This window comes from Amycolatopsis sp. NPDC098790, from assembly GCF_044759945.1.
In the GTDB taxonomy this organism is placed as follows: domain Bacteria; phylum Actinomycetota; class Actinomycetes; order Mycobacteriales; family Pseudonocardiaceae; genus Amycolatopsis.
Window position 1 is genome coordinate 265,047 of record NZ_JBIWAI010000002.1, and the last position, 17,160, is coordinate 282,206.

General features: G+C 73.2%; 13 protein-coding genes. 9 read left to right on the plus strand and 4 right to left on the minus strand.

Annotated features, from left to right (window positions below):
- Nucleotides 1-43: 43 nt before the first annotated feature.
- The gene (locus ACIQWX_RS15145) at nt 44-796 is read right to left on the minus strand and encodes an SDR family oxidoreductase (protein ID WP_400870174.1); all 753 of its coding nucleotides are present in this window, start codon (nt 794-796) and stop codon (nt 44-46) included.
- Nucleotides 797-921: 125 nt separating this feature from the next.
- Between ACIQWX_RS15145 and ACIQWX_RS15150 the strand changes: the two genes are divergently transcribed.
- Together ACIQWX_RS15150 and ACIQWX_RS15155 are read left to right on the plus strand one after the other, a co-directional pair.
- A complete protein-coding gene (locus tag ACIQWX_RS15150; protein ID WP_400870177.1) occupies nt 922-2,370 on the plus strand; it encodes an amino acid adenylation domain-containing protein in 1,449 nt (482 codons plus the stop codon).
- An 81-nt stretch (nt 2,371-2,451) separates the two neighbouring features.
- Nucleotides 2,452-2,916 (plus strand): hypothetical protein, encoded by a 465-nt coding sequence (locus tag ACIQWX_RS15155; protein ID WP_400870180.1) that lies wholly within the window; start codon nt 2,452-2,454, stop codon nt 2,914-2,916.
- 76 nt (nt 2,917-2,992) lie between these two features.
- On the opposite strand, the gene ACIQWX_RS15160 is transcribed toward ACIQWX_RS15155, so the two are convergent.
- Entirely contained in the window at nt 2,993-4,735 is a 1,743-nt protein-coding gene (locus tag ACIQWX_RS15160) for a DUF4185 domain-containing protein (RefSeq protein WP_400870183.1), read from the minus strand.
- Between the two features lie 140 nt (nt 4,736-4,875).
- Between ACIQWX_RS15160 and ACIQWX_RS15165 the strand changes: the two genes are divergently transcribed.
- From ACIQWX_RS15165 to ACIQWX_RS15175, 3 genes are all read left to right on the plus strand, one after another.
- Nucleotides 4,876-8,694 carry an NACHT and WD repeat domain-containing protein gene (locus ACIQWX_RS15165; RefSeq protein WP_400870186.1) on the plus strand — a complete coding sequence of 1,273 codons (3,819 nt, stop codon included), beginning with the start codon at nt 4,876-4,878 and terminating at the stop codon, nt 8,692-8,694.
- A 108-nt stretch (nt 8,695-8,802) separates the two neighbouring features.
- Nucleotides 8,803-9,336, plus strand: coding sequence for a hypothetical protein (locus tag ACIQWX_RS15170; protein ID WP_400870189.1), 534 nt, complete (start codon nt 8,803-8,805; stop codon nt 9,334-9,336).
- A gap of 125 nt (nt 9,337-9,461) precedes the next feature.
- On the plus strand, nt 9,462-10,010 hold the full coding sequence (locus tag ACIQWX_RS15175) for a DUF6328 family protein (protein ID WP_400870192.1): 549 nt from the start codon (nt 9,462-9,464) through the stop codon (nt 10,008-10,010).
- 3 nt (nt 10,011-10,013) lie between these two features.
- Here ACIQWX_RS15175 and ACIQWX_RS15180 read toward each other — a convergent pair whose 3' ends face one another.
- The gene (locus ACIQWX_RS15180) at nt 10,014-12,812 is read right to left on the minus strand and encodes an AAA family ATPase (protein WP_400870195.1); all 2,799 of its coding nucleotides are present in this window, start codon (nt 12,810-12,812) and stop codon (nt 10,014-10,016) included.
- Nucleotides 12,813-13,066: 254 nt separating this feature from the next.
- Here ACIQWX_RS15180 and ACIQWX_RS15185 point away from each other — a divergent pair, with 254 nt between their 5' ends.
- The 4 genes from ACIQWX_RS15185 to ACIQWX_RS15200 all read left to right on the plus strand — a co-directional run bounded on the left by ACIQWX_RS15185 (nt 13,067) and on the right by ACIQWX_RS15200 (nt 16,921).
- Nucleotides 13,067-13,246: a hypothetical protein gene (locus tag ACIQWX_RS15185; RefSeq protein WP_225440202.1), complete on the plus strand. Its 180-nt coding sequence runs from the start codon at nt 13,067-13,069 to the stop codon at nt 13,244-13,246.
- 156 nt (nt 13,247-13,402) lie between these two features.
- On the plus strand, nt 13,403-14,635 hold the full coding sequence (locus tag ACIQWX_RS15190; RefSeq protein ID WP_400870198.1) for a hypothetical protein: 1,233 nt from the start codon (nt 13,403-13,405) through the stop codon (nt 14,633-14,635).
- Nucleotides 14,632-16,155, plus strand: a complete 1,524-nt coding sequence (locus ACIQWX_RS15195; RefSeq protein ID WP_400870201.1) for a substrate-binding domain-containing protein — start codon at nt 14,632-14,634, stop codon at nt 16,153-16,155. Before ACIQWX_RS15190 ends, ACIQWX_RS15195 begins: the two co-directional genes overlap by 4 nt.
- A complete protein-coding gene (locus ACIQWX_RS15200; RefSeq protein ID WP_400870204.1) occupies nt 16,142-16,921 on the plus strand; it encodes a hypothetical protein in 780 nt (259 codons plus the stop codon). The genes ACIQWX_RS15195 and ACIQWX_RS15200 overlap by 14 nt, the downstream gene beginning before the upstream one ends.
- Here the strand turns inward: ACIQWX_RS15200 and ACIQWX_RS15205 are convergent.
- The gene (locus ACIQWX_RS15205; RefSeq protein WP_400870207.1) at nt 16,914-17,126 is read right to left on the minus strand and encodes a three-helix bundle dimerization domain-containing protein; all 213 of its coding nucleotides are present in this window, start codon (nt 17,124-17,126) and stop codon (nt 16,914-16,916) included. The two genes, ACIQWX_RS15200 and ACIQWX_RS15205, sit on opposite strands and share 8 nt — an antisense overlap.
- Between the last annotated feature and the right edge of the window lie 34 nt (nt 17,127-17,160).

Here is a 17,160-nt window from a genome sequence, read left to right on the forward strand (position 1 = left end):
GTATCTCGACGGCCGACTGCCGAGTGGGTCGCCGTGGGGCGGGTCAGGCGTCGGTGGTCAGTGCGGCCGCTTCGGGGCTGTCGAGCCACTCCTCGTAGCTCGGCCCGAGGATCGTCGTGCCCGGGCGGGGGAGGAGGCCGTCCGCGGCGATGCCCGTCACCGTCTGCTGGTCCGTCCGCAGCTCCAGCCGCAGGCCGAAGTGGTCGACGAACGCGCGGGCGAGGTCGAGCACCTCGGCCGGCCCGGGGCCTGCGATGTCCGGGGTGCGGCCCCGCGCCGGACCTTCGGCGACCTCGACGAGCGCCGCGGCCACCGCCGTCGCCGCCACCGTCTGCACGCGCAGGTCGAACACCGTTGCGTGGTCGCCGTCGCGGGTGCGGCCCACCAGCTGCGCGGGGAACTCGTGGAAGTGCGTTGCCCGCACGATAGTCGCGGGAATCGGTCCCGAACTCGCCGTGCGCTCGTGGTCCACCTTCGCGCGGAAATAGCCGAAACCCGTGTCGTCGATGCCCACGACCGACAGCGTCACGATGTGCCGCACACCCCGCTCGGCGCCGGCGCGCTGCAGGTTCGCTGCCGCGCTGGTGAAGAACCGCCTGGCCGGCTCTTCGTCCAGGGACGTCGAGTTGCTGACGTCGACCACCACGTCGACGCCGTCCAGCGCGGCGCTCAGCCCGTCTCCACCGTCCGGAAGGTCGGCGCTGGCCAGCGCTATGACCGTGTGGCCGCGCTCGCGAGCCGCCTCGACGATGTGCGGGCCGATCAGCTCGTCCGCTCCGGCCACGGCGATGTGCATGCTTTCCCCCTGCCCCAACGGTTTGCCGGACCGACCCTAGATAGGGGGACTGAACGGCGCAACCGTCACGCTGCGGGAGCGCGGCCGGTCCCGCACGATGGGTTCAGGACCGTCTGGGGGGACTCATGGAACGCTTGCTCGACCTCTTCGCCGCGCACGTCGCCGAGACGCCCGACGCCACCGCTCTCGTCTTCGCCGGCGAGCGCATGTCCTTCGCGCAGCTCGACCGCGAGGCCAACCGGGTCGCCCGGTACGTCGCCGGGCGGGGGCTGGGCGCCGAAGACCTGGTGGGGCTGCGGATGGACCGCGGGTTCGAGATGGCCGTCGGCGCGCTCGGCGTCCTCAAGTCCGGTGCGGCCTGCCTGCCGCTCGATCCCGTGTACCCCAGCGACCTCGTGGCCTGGATGGGCGAGGACGCGGGTGTCTCGCTCGTGCTCACCAACACCACCGAAGTCGCGGACGACGTACCGATCGGCGACGCCGTGGCCGGGCAGCCCGATCACGCCCCGGACGTCGAGCTGCGACCCGAGAACCTCGCCTACGTCATGTACACCTCGGGCTCGTCGGGCAAGCCCAAACCGGTGGGTGTGGAGCACCGCCACCTCGAGCACGTGTTCGCGGCGTGGGACGAGCTGTTCCGGCTGCGCGAGGAGCCGCTGACCTTCGTGTCCGTCATCGGGATCGGCGTCGACCTGTTCTTCGCCGACCTGCTGCGCTCGGTGTTCGCCGGCGGGACGATGGTCATCGCGACACGCGAGGCCGTCGCCGATCCGGCCGAGCTGCTCGCCGAGTTGCGCCGCCACGGCGGCGACGCGACGGAATTGGTTCCTGCACAGGCGAAAGCCCTCGGCCGCGCGGGGGAACTGCCCGTCATGCGGCTGATGTCGGTCGGCTCGGAAGGGTGGCCCGCGGCGGACTTCCGCGAGCTCGCCGGGCGGCTGCACGCGGACTCGGTGGTGCTCAACGCCTACGGCCTCACCGAGACCACTGTGGACTCGCTCCTGCTGCGCCCGGACGTCGACGTGCTCGGGGACAGCGCGATCGTGCCGCTCGGCACGCCGATACCCCGCGTCCACGCCTACGTCCTCGACGGCAGGCTCCGGCCGGTCGAGCCGGGCGGGATCGGCGAGCTCTACATCGGCGGCGCGGGCGTGGCCCGGGGGTACCGCGACCGGTTCGCTCAGACCGCATCGCTGTTCGTCGCGGACCCGTTCGCCGCGGGGGCACGGATGTACCGCACCGGCGACGTCGTGCGGTCCCGCGCCGACGGCAACCTCGACTACCTCGGCCGCAGCACCGACCAGATCGAGCAGCGGGGCCGGCGAGTGGAGCTCGGCGCGATCGAGGACGCGCTGCTGCGGGAACCGGGGGTCGTCCGCGCGGCCGCCGCGCTGCGCGACGGGCGGGTGGTCGGCTACGTCGTGGGCGACGCCGACGCCAGGCACGTGCGGTCCGCGCTCGCCGGCCGGTTGCCCGCGCACCTGGTTCCGCACCGGGTCCTCGTCCTCGACCGGATGCCGTTGCTGCCCAACGGGAAGCTGAACCGCCGCGAGCTGCCGGCGCCCGAAGGGTGACGTCGGCTAAACCGGTTGGCCGTCCCGGGCGTGTTCCGGTCGCGGTTCCGGATCGGGCCGCGACGATCGGAGGACGGGATCATGCCGAAGAGTCGCAGGAGGATGGTCAGCGCGGTCGTGGCCGCGGTCGCGTCGGTGGCCGGGATGGCCGCCGCGGCCGCACCCGCCACCGCGGCGGCCGGCTACAACTTCGTTACGCCCTCGGGCACCAGCTGCCTGGACGGTTACGACAAGCGACCGGTCAGCGAGGTCTACACCACCGGGTGCAACGGCGGTGACTTCCAGAGGTGGAAGTACCTGGGGTTCAACACGAAGACCTACCTCTACAGCTACGGGGCGGTCTTCTGCATCAAGAAGGTCGGCTCGGCGGTGACGCTGGACTACTGCAACTCCGCCGACAGCAACGTGTACTGGCTGGTGCAGGGCCGGACGGGCAGCCTGGTCATCAGGTCGTTCGCCGACCCCAACGTGTGCCTGACCAGGGCGGGGACCAATGTGGACGTCGGTCCGTGCAACGTGCCGTCGGCGGCCTGGGCCGTACGCTAGCGCCGGAGACGGCGGCGGGTGGCGGCACGGAACCGCCACCCGCCGGTGTCGGCCGAGAAACAGCCGGTGACCGTGATCAGCCGGGCGCGAGACCGACTCCGTCGAGCCGGAGCCAGGAGTCCGTGCCCGGTGCCCAATAGCCGGCGAAGACCTTCAGCGCCGTGTTGTCACCCGAGTCGAAACCCACCGTGAGCTCGGTGTACGTCCCCTGCCGGGCGAAGCTCGTCTCGGCGAGCACCGTCCGGCCGTCGGCGCCCCGGACGCCGAAGAAGCCGGCCGTCAAGCTCGACGACGTCTGCACCTGCGCCCGGAGGGTGTAGCGGGTGTGCGGGTGGATCGGGGTGTCGGCCGAGCCGACGTCCTGCGTGATCGCGTTCCACGCTCGCGTCGACCGGTTGAACGGGTGGATCCAGGCGTTGCCGGCGCCGCTGCTCGCCAAGCCGGCGCCGATGTCCGTGCCCTTGAGGTCCGGCCCCTCGGTCGCCCAGGGCGCGCCGAGCGGTCCCACCGGGAGCAGCTGCCCGGCCACCAGCAGCTGCTGCTGGCCTTCGAAACCCGGGTCGCGCAGCAGGTTGTCCGGTGTGGTGAGCCACAACGGCCGCAGGGAGAAGGAATAGCCGCCGAAGTGGTCCGGTGCGCCCTGCGGGCTCGGGCAGCCCGGCCTCGGGTTGCCGGGGTCGTGGACGAACAGGACGTTCGACTGCACCCACATCGTGCGGCCGTCGGGGCTGAGGAACTTCGACGGGGTCGTCGTCGCGTAGCCGGCGTGCTTGTCCGGTGTCCAGATCGCCTTCTCGTCGAGGCCGCACTTCGGTCCGAAATCCGTGGTGGCGAACCGGGTCCACGGACCCCACGGCGCAGGCGATTCGTAGAACTCCCAGGTGGAACCCCCGAGCACCCCCGCGTTCTTGTCCGTCGCCGTCTCGCTCCACGACGTGTAGATGTACCGGCCGAGCGGCTTGTCGTAGACCACGCTGCCCTGGCTGAGGTGCCCGGCGTCGTCGTGGATGACGGCGGCGCGGTCCATCACCCCGGAGGCCGACCACGTGCCCGGCCCGGTCGACCACTGCCACGTCGTGACGTCCTGGATGCTGCTCTTCGGCACCCTCGCCAGGTAGAGGTCCTGGCGCATCGCCCAGCTTTCGTCGAGCCCGTAGGCGTAGACGTGCTCCGGGTCGGGGGAGTTGACGCTGTCGCGGCCGTAGTCGAGGAAGAACACCGTCGTGAACCGGTGCTGGAACGGGAACCCGCCGAACATCGGCTTGTCCTGGTTCCACGTCCACGTCTTCCCGTGGTCGGTGGACTTCAGGATCGTGGCCGCGGGCGCGACGGAGAAGTCCTTGCGGAGATCCTGCACCGCCAGGTAGAACGTGTGGTCCACGCAGAGCAACCCGGTCGGCTTGCGGTTGTACTCCCCGCCGCCGGTCCAGATCTGGCCGATCGTCTTCCCCGGTCCGGCGTCGGCGGGGTTCCCGCCCACCGACACGGCGCTGCCCACGATCGGCGACCTCGTGCTCGTCCAGTAGGGCGAACCGCTGACCCGGTTGAAGACGATGTCCTCGGTGACCGGGTCCTGCGCGTGCGGCGGGGCGAACCCGATGCCGTCGCCGTTCGCGGTGTAGAGGGCGCCGTCGTCCCCGTGGCAGCTCGGCCAGAGGTCGCCGTGGCTGGGTTCGCCGTGCACCGTGTTGCGGTTTTCGGGGCGGCCGCCCGATACGGCTCCCGGATCCGCGTACCCCGCGGTCGCCGTGAACAGCAAAGCGGCGACCGCGGCCAGGATTCCCGTTGCGGCCCGCCGTTTCGATCCCGACGTTCTCACCTGTACCTCCCCTGACGGTTGGTTCGTCGGACCAGGTTGACGCGGTGGGCGTTGTCCGGGCTCGGTGGCATGATGGCTGACATCGAACTCCGTACAACGGTTGTGGGACGGGGCCGGTGCCCCACCGGAGGGGCGACGCGATGCCACGGAGTGAGCGTCCGCTGGACGCGGGCGACACGGCTTTGCTGCGGTTCGCGGCCGACTTGCGCCGGCTGCGGGAGAAGGCGGGTGGGCCGAGTTATCGTTCGCTGGCCGTGAAAGCGCACTATTCGGCGACGGTGCTTTCGGAGGCCGCGGGTGGCCGGAAGCTGCCGAGCTGGCCGGTGACCCGAGCCTACGTCCTCGCCTGCGCAGGGGATGCCGCCGAGTGGGAACAGCGCTGGCAGGAGATCGCCGCCGGACTCGCCGCCGAGACGGCGTCGGCCGGACCAGCCGACGGCGAAGCGCCCTACCTCGGCTTGGCGGCGTTCCAAGCGAAGGACGCGGACCGGTTCTTCGGGCGGCGGCGTCTGGTCGAGGAACTGCTGGATCGGTTGTCGCACAAGCGGTTCGTCGCGGTTTTCGGAGCTTCGGGTGCGGGGAAGTCGTCCGTGCTGCGGGCCGGGCTGGTGCCGCGGCTGCGGGCCGGCGCGGACTCCCGCCTCGTCCTGGTGCAGACACCGGGAGCGCGTCCGCTCGAAAAGTGCGCGGCCCGGCTCGCGGCCCTGACCGGTGATACCGCCGCGCGAGTCCACCAGGACCTGACCGAAGACCCGAGCACCCTGCACCGGCTGGTGGACCGGGCGCTGGCCGGACGCGGGGCCGACGCCGAGCTGGTGCTGGTGGTGGACCAGTTCGAGGAGGTCTTCACCCCCGGCAAGGACGACACCGAGCACGCCGGGTTCCTCGACGCGCTCGTCGCGGCCGCGGGCACGCGGAACAGCCGCTGCCGGGTCGTGGCCGGGGTGCGGTCGGACTTCTACGCGCACTGCACCGCGCATCCCGGGCTGGTCGAAGCGATGCGCGACGCGCAGGTGGTCGTCGGGCCGATGTCCGCGGAAGAGCTGACCGAGGCCGTCACGCGGCCTGCCGCCCTGGCCGGCTACCAGGTGGAGAGCGCGTTGCTGGCCACCCTCGTCGCCCAGGCCGGGAACCGGGCCGGGATGCTGCCGCTGCTGTCGCACGCGTTGTTCGAAACCTGGCGAAGACGCCGGGGGTTCGTCCTCGGCCTGGCCGGGTTCGAGGCCGCGGGAGGCATCGACGGCGCGCTGGCCCAGACGGCCGAAGCGGTGTTCGCCGAGCTGGCGCCGGCCCAGCAGGACGTCGCCCGCCGGCTGTTCCTGCGCCTGACCGCGTTCGGGGACGGCACCCAGGACACCAAGCGGCGCGTCTCCCGGGACGAGCTCGACCCCGCCGACGCCGACCTCGCGGTCGTCCTGGACGCGCTGGCCGCCGCGCGGTTGCTCGTCCTCGACCGCGACAGCGTCGAAATCGCCCACGAGGCCCTGATCCGCTGCTGGCCGCGGCTGCGCGACTGGCTGTCCGAAGACCGGGACGGCCGCCGGGTGCACCGCCAGCTCACCGACGCGACCGGGATCTGGGAGTCCGTCGACCGCGATCCCGGCGCCCTCTACCGCGGCACGCGCCTGGCGGTGGCCCGGGACTGGGCGGCGGGCGACGAATCCGTGCTGACTGCGAGGGAACGCGCGTTCCTCGCCGCCGGGGTGGCGGCCGAAACCGCGGAGCGGCTCGCGGCCCGGCGGCGGGCGCGGCGGCTCCGGCAGCTCGTCGCGCTGCTGAGCGTCCTGCTGGTGCTGGCGACGGCGGCCACCGCCTTCGCCTTCGACGCCCGGCTCACGGCCACCCGCCAGCGCAACGTCGCCCTCTCGGAAAAGGTGGCCGGGCAAGCCGCGGCGCTGCGGACCGCCGATCCGCCGCTCGCCGCGCAGCTCGGCCTGGCCGCCTACCGGCTCGTGCCCACGGCCGAAGCCCGCAGCGCCCTGCTCAGCGGGTTCGCGACGCCGTACGCGGTCCGGCTCACCGGGCACACCGGCAACGTGAACGCGGTGGCCGTCAGCCGGGACCGGCGCCTGCTGGCCAGCGGGAGCCGGGACGCCACCGTGCGGCTGTGGGACCTCACCGACCAGGACCACCCCGTGCCGCTCGCCACGATCACCGGGCACCCCCGCAACGTCAACGCGGTCGCCTTCAGCCCCGACGGCGGCCTCCTGGCCACCGGCAGCTGGGACCACACCGCCGCGCTGTGGGACGTCCGCGATCCACGCGCCCCGCGGAAGCTCGCCACGCTGGCCGGGCACTCCGACGACGTCAACGCGGTGGCCTTCAGCCCGGACGGGCGCACGCTGGCCACCGGCAGCACCGACCACACGGTCCGGTTGTGGAACCTGGCCGATCCCGGGCGGGCGGCCGCGTCCGCGCGCGTCCTCACCGGCCAGGACGGCGGGGTCGTGGCGGTGGCGTTCAGCCCGGACGGCCGGACGCTCGCCACCGCGGGGTGGGACGGCACGGCGGGGTTGTGGGACCTCTCGGGCGGCCCGGCGCCGCCCCGGCTGCTGGCCGGGCACCGCGGCCCGGTCGTCTGGGTCGCCTTCAGCCCCGGGGGCCGCTTGCTGGCCACCGCCGGGCAGGACCACACCGTGCGGCTCTGGGACGTCGCCGACCCCGCGCGCCCCGCGGAGGCGGCGACCCTGACCGGGCACACCGACGTCGTGCGCGCGGCGGCGTTCAGCCCGGACGGGAAGACGCTGGCGACCGCGGGACTCGACCGGCGCGTCCGGCTCTGGGACGTCACCGACCCGCGCCGGACCGGGGAACCCCGGGTGCTGACCGGCCACACGGGCGGGATCGCGTCGCTGGTCTTCGCCCCCGACGGGCACAGCATCGCGACCGGCAGCGACGACCGGACCGTGTGGGTCTGGGACCTGCCCGGCCCGGTCCTCACCGGGCACCGCGGGTCCGTGTGCGGCCTGGCGTTCAGCCCGGACCGGCGCACGCTCGCCACCGGGAGCTGGGACCGCACCGCCCGGCTGTGGGACGTCACGGATCCCCGGCACCCCGTCGAGCTGGCGACCGTGACCGCCCACACGGACTCGGTGTGCGGGCTCGCCTTCGCGCCCGACGGCCGGACGCTCGCCACCACGAGCTACGACCACACGGCCCGGCTCTGGGACGTGACCGATCCCCGCCGCCCGGCTCCCGCGGCGGTGCTCGCCGGCTGCGCGGACAACGCCAACGGCGCCGCGTTCAGCCCCGACGGCCGCACCCTCGCCGTCGCCTGCCTCGACCGCACGGCCCGGCTGTGGGACGTCACCGACCCCGGGCGCCCCGCGCCGCTGCCGACGCTGCGGGGGCACAGCGACGGCGTCAACGCCGTCGCGTTCGGCCCGGACGGGCGGACGCTGGCGACGGCGAGCTGGGACCACACGATCCGGTTGTGGGACCTGACGAACCCGCGTGATCCCGGCGAGCTGGCGACCCTGCCGGGCCACGACGACGGCGTGAGCTCGGTGGCGTTCAGCCCGGACGGCCGCCGGCTGGCCTCCGGCAGCTGGGACCGCACCGCCCGGCTGTGGGACGTCGCCGACCGGCGGCACCCGGTCACGCTGGCCACCTTGACCGGGCACAGCAACACGGTGTTCACGACGGCGTTCGGCGCCGACGGCAGCACGTTGGTCACCGCGGGCGCGGACCGGACCGTGCTGCTCTGGTCGCTCGCCGATCCGGCGCGCCCGGCCGAATCGGCCACGCTCACCGGCCACCTCGACCGCGTGTACCTGGCCGCGTTCGGCGCCGACGGGCACACGCTGGCCACCGCCGGCGCCGACGGCACGGTCCGGCTCTGGGAGACCGATCCGGAACGCGCCGCCGCCCGCGTCTGCGCGGCGGTCGAACCGGCGATCACCGCGGCGCAGTGGGCCGAGTACCTCCCGGACATCGCCTACCGGCCGCCGTGCCGGTGACGTTGCCCGGTTCTTGTTGTGCGGCCGAGTACGGCCGACACCGGACAACGCGGGCGGGCTAGACAGGGCGGGTCCGGAGTTTCGCCGGCATGACCACGGGAGGGAATCATGAAGGTGTGGAGCAGGACGGCCGTCGCGCTGGCCGGGGCCGCGTGTTTCGCGGCGGTGCTGGGAACCGGTGCCGCCCAGGCGGCGCCGCGGGACGGCACCTACTGCGCGCTGCTGGTCGGCAAGGCCACGGGGGACGCGTCTTCGCCGTTGCTGGGCAAGGTGTGCTCGGAGGTGTCCCTCGCCGACGCGGAGTCCGGGCTGCGGGCCACCCGGTCGCTGCGCGCCCCCGTCAAGATCATGTACTGGTACGAGAACGTCGACTACAACAACTACGCGCCCAGCGGCGGGGGCGCGATGGCCACCATCATCGGCGACGACGGACCGTGCGACGCCGCGGGCTACCGGGTCGAGCCCAGCAGCTGGTGGTCGCGGAACATGACCTCCCTCGCGGGCAACAACAGCTGCTACACCGCCCGCGTCTACAACAACGCGGAGAACGACGCCGACGACTTCGGCATCCACGTCGGCGGCCGCGGGCACTGGCTCGAGCGCTTCAACGACAACGTCGGGCGCATCCAGGTGCACGCCTGACGGCCGCGCCACGAGGGGGACCGCCGGTGCCGGACCCACGCGGGTCCGGCACCGCGCGGGCGGATCCTTCCGACATCCTTTGATCGGCTGATGTCTCGGACCCGCGTCGGCGGGACCGTTGCCTCATGAAGGTGAACGGATTCGACCAGACCCACCCGGACCTGCCGCCGCTCGGCGAGCCGCCGGATGCCCACGACCGGTGGAACTTCGCGGTGCGCCGCGAGACGCCGGCCCAGCGGCTGGACCGCAACTACGCCGAGATACTGCAGGAAGTGCGGGTGGCGCAGACCGGCGTGCAGCTGCTGCTCGCGTTCCTGCTCACCGTCGCCTTCACCCCGCGCTTCGCGACGCTGACCGAGTTCGAACGGCGGGTATACGTGGCCGCGCTCGTGCTCGGGGCCGCCGCGACCGCGTTGCTGATCGCGCCGGCCGCCTTCCACCGGCTGGTCTTCCAGCGGCGGCTCAAGCAGCAGCTCGTGCTCGCCTCCAGCCGCTTCGCCCTCTTCGGGCTGACCCTGCTGATGCTCTCCATCGGCTCCGCGCTGCTGCTGATCCTCAGCGTCACCCTCGGCCCCGCGCTCGCCGCCTGGTTCACCGCCGGCGCGCTGGGCTGGTTCGCGTTGTGGTGGTTCGTCGTGCCGATGTGGAGCCGGATCCGCCATTCCCGGCGGTGACCGTCAGCCCGAAGCCGCCTTGCGGGTCGCTTCCCGCGCGATGTCGATGCGCGAGTGCACGCCGAGCTTGGCCAGGATGTGCGAGACGTGCGTGGCGACCGTGCGCGGGGACAGGAACATCCGCGCCGCGATCTGGGGGTTCGACAGGCCTTCCACCACCAGGCCGGCGATCTTGGTCTCGGTAGGCGTGAGGCTGTCCCAGCCGTGCGTGGCCTGGCGGTGCTTCACCGTCGGGCCGCGCCGGATGCCGAGCGCCCGGAAGCGAGCGCGCAGCCGCGCCACGTCCCGCTGCGCGCCCAGGCTCTCGAACAGCCCCAGCGCGCGGGTGAACGCGGCGCGCGCCGAACCGCGGTCGCCGGCGTCGGCGAACACCGCCGCGGCTTCCAGCGCCTGGGCCCGGGGGAGGGGCCGGCCCGCGTCGCGGTAGCCGTCGGCCGCGCGCAGCAACGCCTCGGCGGCCCGTTCGGTCATCCCCTGGCAGTACCAGCGCAACGCCCGCCGGTGCGGCACATCCGCCCCGGCCGTGATCGCGCGGACCCGCGCGCCGATCGCGGCCGCGGTCGCGGTGTCCCCGACCTCGACGGCCAGCCGGACGGCGTCCCCGAGCAGGCCTTCGCCTTCGTCCTCGCCCGTGAGCGCGGCGGTCAGCGCGGCGAGCGCCCGCTCCGGTTCGCCGTCCTCCTCGAACGCGTGGCCGCGCGCCAGCGTCAGGGATTCGACCACCCGGCCGCCGATCCGGTCCGCGCACGGTGCCGCCGCGTCCAGGTGCCGGTGCGCGGCGGCCGGTTCGCCGCGGTGGAAGTGGATGATCGCCGCCACGCCGTGGTCGCAGCACGCCACACTCGGGTCCTTGAGGTCGTCCGGGACGACGTCCACTTCGGCGACGGCGTCGTCCCACCGGCCGCTGCCCAGCAGCAGCTGGCCGAGCGCGCTCTGCGCCTGGGTCAGCCGCACGACGCTGCCGGCGCGGTCCGCGCGTTCGCGAGCCCGCTCGGCGGCGGCGAGCGCCTCCGGGTAGCGGTCGAGCGCGCCGAAGGTGACGGCCTGGTTGATGCGCAGCAGCAGCCCGAGGTCGGTGAGCGCGGGGTCGTCCGCGGCGGTGGCCATCGCGCGGTCGAACAGCGGCAGCGCCTCGGTCCACTCGCCGCGCATCATCGCCACCAGGCTCAGCACGTGCAGCGCCCACCCGGTCGCCCAGTGGTCTTCGCCCGCCTCGGCCAGCGCGGCGGCGGCCACCTTCCCGGCGGTGTCGACCGCGCCGAGGTCGCGGTGCGTCCGCGCGGTGAGCACCAGCAGCCGGGCGCGGTGCCGGGCGGCCAGGCCCGGGGTGCCGACGGCCGGTTCCAGCGCGGCGAGGGACTCGGCGGACCGGCCGGTCATCGCGCGGCACTGCGTCACCGTCGTGTGCAGGTCGACGAGCAGGCCGGGGTCGGCGGTCCGGGCCAGTGCGCGGGAGGCGACCCGCTCGGCTTCGGCGAAGTCGCCCACGCGGTAGAGCGCGTCGGCCAGCCGGCAGCTCAGCACGCCCGCCGCCGGGTCGCCGCCCCGCACCGCGCGGCGCAGGAGCGTGACCGCGACCTCCGGGGCCTGGCCGATCAGCGCGGTGGCCGCCTCGCCCAGCCAGCCGACGACCCACCCGGGCACCGGTTCGCCGGGCGCCCCGCCGGTCACGGCCGGGAGCAGCTGCCGGGCGACCCGCTCGACCGGGGCGCCCGCTCCGGCCAGCGCCCGCGCGGCGGCCCGGTGCCAGACGACCCGGACGCCCGGCGGCAGCTCGTCGTACAACGCCCGGCGGATCAGCGGGTGCCGGAACGCGAGGTCGTCGCCTGCGGTCATCAGGACGCCGGCCGCCCGGGCTTCGTCGAGCGCGGACAGCAGCGGGGCCAGTTCGGCGTCCGCGACGACCGTGAGGTCCGCGACCGAGAAGCCGACGCCCAGCAGCGCGGCCGTCCGCAGCACGGTCCGGGTCGGCTCCGACAGGAAGCCGAGCCGGTCGGCGATCGCCTCGGGCAGCGAGTCGGGGATGGGCCCGCCGGTCAGCTCGGCGATCCCGGCTTCGTCGACGTCCAGGCAGGTGCCGCGGGTCAGCGCGTCGAGCAGTTCGGTGAGGTACAAGGGGTTTCCGGCCGCGCCGTCGGCCAGCTGCCCGAGCCGGTCGCCCGGCTTGCCGCCGGCCAGCTTCGCCACCAGCTCCAGCGCCGCCGGTTCGGTGAGGCGGCCGACGCGCAGCCGTTCGGCGGGGCCGACGACCCGCCGCAGCGCCCGCAGGTCGTCGCGGCGCGGGACCGGCCGCAGCACGCCGATCAGCAGCAGCGGCAGCTGCCGGACCGACCGCGCGAGCCGGCTCCAGACCGCCACCGTCGCGCGGTCGGCCCACTGCAGCTCGTCGGCCACCAGGACCACCGGGCCGGCCTGGCAGAGCTCGTCCACCAGGGTGATCAGCTGCTCGGCGGCCGCCGCGGCGAGGTCGGTGCCCGTGCCGGATTCGCCGTGCAGGAGCGCGGCGATGGCACCGCGCCGGGGATCTGTTGCCGCGGCGGTGATCCGCAACGCGTCCAGCAGGGGGAGCAGGGGCAGTGCCTGCCCCAGTTCGTCACCGGCGCCCCGGTAGACCTGGCACCCCGCCCGGGCGGCGACCGCACAGGCGGACTGGACGAGCGCGGTCTTCCCGATGCCCGGCTCCCCGTCCACCAGGACCGCGTGCCCGCGGCCGGCCGCCACGTCGTGCACCCAGCCCGCCAGCCGGGACAGCTCACCGTCCCGGCCGATCAGGAGGTCAGCACCGTCCGTGAGCGGTTGCACACGGACGATAATAGAAGACGAACGGATGTTGAACAAGAGGTGTACTCGACGTAGCCGCAACGTCGTCCGGCAATCTCTCATTCCGGTTTCGGAAACATTGTGTTCGGCCCTTGTTCGGAATTCCGCGTGGGTCGGATTTGGCCGCCTTCCGTTGGCGGGTCCTTAACCGTCCGTTGTCCGCCGGTTGCGCCGGCTCTGGGAACGTCCGCCTCGCCCGAAAGCCAGTTTCGCCCCGATTGACCACCGGAGGAATGATGCGGGTTCGCCGAGCGGTCGCCACGGTCGCGTTCACCCTTTTCGCGGCTGGTGTCCTGGGTAGTTCCGCGGCCTTCGCCGTCGCCGCCGAGAGCGCGGCCTCGACGGCCGTCCTCGCCGACAACCCCGACGAGATGGGGTACAACGGCGTGTCACCCGACGAAATGGGCTACAACTAAGGGTGCGCCAGACCCTGCGGCCGCGACCGGAGAGCATTCCGGGCGCGGCCGTTCCGGTGGTTCCGGGAAATACGCGGTAACGAACAAACCCGCTCGGTAGACTTCCCGGGAGAAACGTCCGTTTCCCGCGGCGCAGCCGCCCGGAGGTCTGATTCGGTGACGACCGAGAGCCCCACCCTGGAAGAGCCGCACCTCACGGTCCAGCCCCGCCCGTCGGCCTTCTTCCTCCGGCGCGGCTTCCTGCGCTCCTTCGGCCCGGTATTGGCGCTGGCGGTCGCCGGCCTGGTGAGCCTGCTCGTGTCCGGCACGATCCTCGTCCCCTTCGAACGGACCCTGGACCTGTCCGGGAAGATGGGCTCGAAGGCGGACTTCTTCGCCGATCCGCAGGTCCGGGAACTCCTGATGGACCACCACATCCGGGTGCACGTGACCCGCACCGGCTCGCGGGACGTCGCCATCCACGACCTGGACCAGTACGACTTCGTCTTCCTCTCCGGCGAGCCGGCCGCGGGGCTGGTCCGCACGGCCCGCGCCGACGTGCTGGGCGGCACGATCCGCCAGCCGTTCACCAGCCCGATCGTGCTCGCGACCTACCGCCCGTACGCCGAAGCGCTGCGGCGCAACGGCATCGCGTCCGTGCCGCAGGGCCCCGGCGAACCGCTCTACTACACCCTGGACACCGGGAAGTTCGTGCAGGCGATGAAGGACGGCGCCACCTGGAACTCCCTGGGCATCCAAGGGGTGAACAACAGCAACCTGGTGCTCGCCCAGACCTCGCACGTCTGCGACTCCAACTCCGGCGCGACCTACCTGACGCTGATCGCGTACCTGGAGAACGGCAGGCAGGTGCCGCTGGCCGACCCGGCGCCGCCGGGCACCGCCGCCGGACCGGCCACGCTGACCGGCGCCCACGACCTGGCCAACCGGATCAAGCCGCTGCTGAACCGGCAGGGCTTCTCCTCCGCCGACCTCTCCGAGTCGTACTGGAACCTCGCCGAGGGCGACAAGCCGATCGTGGTGATCTACGAACACCAGTACCTCGAACAGCAGCTGCGGATCAAGGCCGCGACCGGCCGCCCCGACTCCGACCACGTGCTGCTGTACCCGAAGGACAACATCCTGACCAAACCGCAGTTCGTGCCCCTGCGGCCGGAGGCCGACCGGCTCGGCGAGCTGATCACCTCCGACCCGGATCTGCAGCGCCGGGCGATGGAGCTCGGCTTCGGCGTCGCCACCCCGGCCGGGAGCAACAAGAGCGGCCGGCTGTACGAGTTCCTCGCCGACCAGGGCCTGCCGACCCCGCAGCAGGCGGACAACGACAGCACGACGCCGCTGCCGGCGAACCCGGTGCTGGAAGAGATGATCAAGACCGTCGGCGACTGCCGGTGAAGCGGCTTCTCGCGGTGGTGCTGGGCGTGGTCCTGGCGGCGACCGCGTGCACCGGCGGGACGGCCGAGCAACGGCTGAGCGTGCTGGCCAGCTCCGAGCTCGCCGATCTCGGGCCGATCCTCGACGAACTCCGCGCGGACACCGGGATCCGGCTCGACCTCGACCTCCAGGGGACCGTCGATGCCGGCACCGCGCTCACGCCGGGGCAGTACCGCCACGACCTCGCGTGGCTGTCCACCGACCGGTACTTCCAGCTGAAGCTGCGCCAGTCCGGCTTCGCCGGCGAACGCCCGGCGAGCACGCGGATCATGCTCTCGCCCATCGTCATCGGCGTGAAGCCGGCGGCTGCGGCCGCGCTGCGGAGCCGGCACCCGGACGTGACCTGGGCCGACTTCGCCGACGCCGCCGCGGCGGGCACGCTGCGGTTCGCGCTGGCCGACCCCGGCCGGTCGGCCAGCGGGCTGTCCGCGCTGGTCGGCGTCGCCACGGCGGCCGCGGGCACCGGCGCCGCGCTGCGGCCGCGCGACGTCGCCTGCGACCGGCTGCGGGGCTTCCGCGCCGGGCAGTCGCTCACCGCGGACAGCTCCCGGGAACTGGCCGCCCTCTTCACCGCGCACCAGGGCGACGCCGACGCCGTGATCGGCTACGAGTCCACCTTGCTCTCGCTCAACGCGAGCGGGAAGCTCGCCGCGCCGCTGGAGCTGATCTACCCGCGGGACGGGATCATGCAGTCGGAGTACCCGTTGCTGCTGCTCGATCCCGGCAAGCGCGCCGCGTACGAGCGCGTCACGGAATGGCTGAAGCGCCCGGAGACGCAGCGGAAGATCATGGACCGCACGCTCCGCCGCCCGGCCACCGAAGGCGTGCCGCTCGAGCCGCGCCTGCCGAAGAGCGTCGGCACCGCGCTGTACTTCCCCGACGACCAGGAGGTCGTCGACAAGCTGCTCGCGTACTACGCGGACCCGCGCGGCCGCGTGCCCGGTCACGTCCTGTTCGTCCTCGACTTCTCCGGCTCGATGCGCGGCGGCCGGATCGCCGCGGTGCGCGCGGCGTTCGACGCGCTGACCGGGGCCGGCGCGGCGGAGTTCGAGCGGTTCTACCGCGGCGAGCGGATCACGGTGATCCGGTTCGGCGGCCGGATCCTCGGCGAGCGCGACTTCGTCGCCGACGGCCCAGCCGGCCTCGCCGCGGTGCGCGGCTTCCTGGACGCCGCGGACTTCGACAGCGCCACGGCGGTCTGGTCGGCGCTGGCGCACGCCTACGACCGGGCGGCGGAGTTCGCGAAGACCGAGCCCGTGTCGATCGTGCTGATGACCGACGGCGAGAACAACGCCGGCCTGAGCGCCGACGAGTTCCTGCGCCGCCCGACGCCGTCCGGAGTGCACACCTACGCCGTGCGGTTCGGGGAGGCGGACGGCGCCGAGCTCGGCCGGGTCGCGCAGGCGACCGGCGGCCGGCTGACCGACGCGACCTCGACGTCCCTGCTCGACGCCTTCAAGGAGACCCGTGGCTGCCGGTGACAGCTCCCTCTACTGGAGCAAGTGGGGAATCTGGTGGGGCGTCTGGATCGCGACGCTGCTGCTCGTGCTGGCCGCCGCGGCGATCCTCGTCCGGCACTGGCGCCGCGCGCGGAGCAGGCAGGGGACCGGGCCGATCAGCGGGATCGCGTTCTACCTGCACCACAACTCGGTGATGGGCCTCTACCAGCAGGACCGCTACAGCGAGGCGCTGGAGAAGGAGATCGAGAAGCGCACCAGCCGCGGCCGGTCGGTCAGCGGGAAGATCAAGTTCCCGGCGGGCGAAGGCGCGGGGGAGCAGAAGAAGACCGAAGAGGTGTTCAGCCGGTACATCGAGCGGGCCGAGCCGATCACCGTGATCGGCATGGTCATGGAAGTGCTGGAGAAGCGCGACGACATCGTCTACGTCAACCTCGTCAAGCAGGAGCTGGTGCAGAACAAGGCGCTGGTGACGGCGCTCGGCTGGGCCGACGGCCCGGACAGCACGCGGCTGCGCACGGCGCGGCTGCGCGGGATCGACGCGTTCGTGTCGATGCGCGGCCTGTTCCGCCGGGTCCCGTCCGACGAGCCGGGCACGACGTTCATCGCCGCGTACGGCGACCCGGCCGACCCGCTGGCCGCGCGCCGGGTGCGCTTCCGCTGCGGCACCCGCGGCTTCCGCGACGAGGTCCCGGAGGGCACGTTCCACGCCCAGTGCCTCGGGCGCGTCGAAGACTGGGACCCGCACCACGGGGAGCTGGTCGTGCACCCCATCGCGATCTTCAAGTAGTGGCCAGCGCCGCCCGGACCGCCCGCTCGACCAGGATCGGCACGAAGGCGTGGATGCGCGCGCCGGCGAAGCGCGCGCGTTCGTGGTCGACCATGGCGTGCAGCCGGGTCCGTGTGACGTCCGCGTAGTCGTGGCCCAAGCGGTCCTCGAGCTGGGCGAAGTGGGTGTCGAGCTGCTCGGAGGCCATGGTGTCCAACGTGGTCATCGCGCACCTTCCGGGTGGGGAGCCTCCTTATGAG

What these genes read in the sequence shown, in the direction of transcription:
- ACIQWX_RS15145 (WP_400870174.1), bottom strand. Translation starts at nt 796, where the DNA reads ATGCACATCGCCGTGGCCGGAGCGGACGAGCTGATCGGCCCGCACATC.
- ACIQWX_RS15150 (WP_400870177.1), top strand. Translation starts at nt 922, where the DNA reads ATGGAACGCTTGCTCGACCTCTTCGCCGCGCACGTCGCCGAGACGCCC.
- ACIQWX_RS15155 (WP_400870180.1), top strand. Translation starts at nt 2,452, where the DNA reads ATGCCGAAGAGTCGCAGGAGGATGGTCAGCGCGGTCGTGGCCGCGGTC.
- ACIQWX_RS15165 (WP_400870186.1), top strand. Translation starts at nt 4,876, where the DNA reads ATGCCACGGAGTGAGCGTCCGCTGGACGCGGGCGACACGGCTTTGCTG.
- ACIQWX_RS15170 (WP_400870189.1), top strand. Translation starts at nt 8,803, where the DNA reads ATGAAGGTGTGGAGCAGGACGGCCGTCGCGCTGGCCGGGGCCGCGTGT.
- ACIQWX_RS15175 (WP_400870192.1), top strand. Translation starts at nt 9,462, where the DNA reads ATGAAGGTGAACGGATTCGACCAGACCCACCCGGACCTGCCGCCGCTC.
- ACIQWX_RS15185 (WP_225440202.1), top strand. Translation starts at nt 13,067, where the DNA reads ATGCGGGTTCGCCGAGCGGTCGCCACGGTCGCGTTCACCCTTTTCGCG.
- ACIQWX_RS15205 (WP_400870207.1), bottom strand. Translation starts at nt 17,126, where the DNA reads ATGACCACGTTGGACACCATGGCCTCCGAGCAGCTCGACACCCACTTC.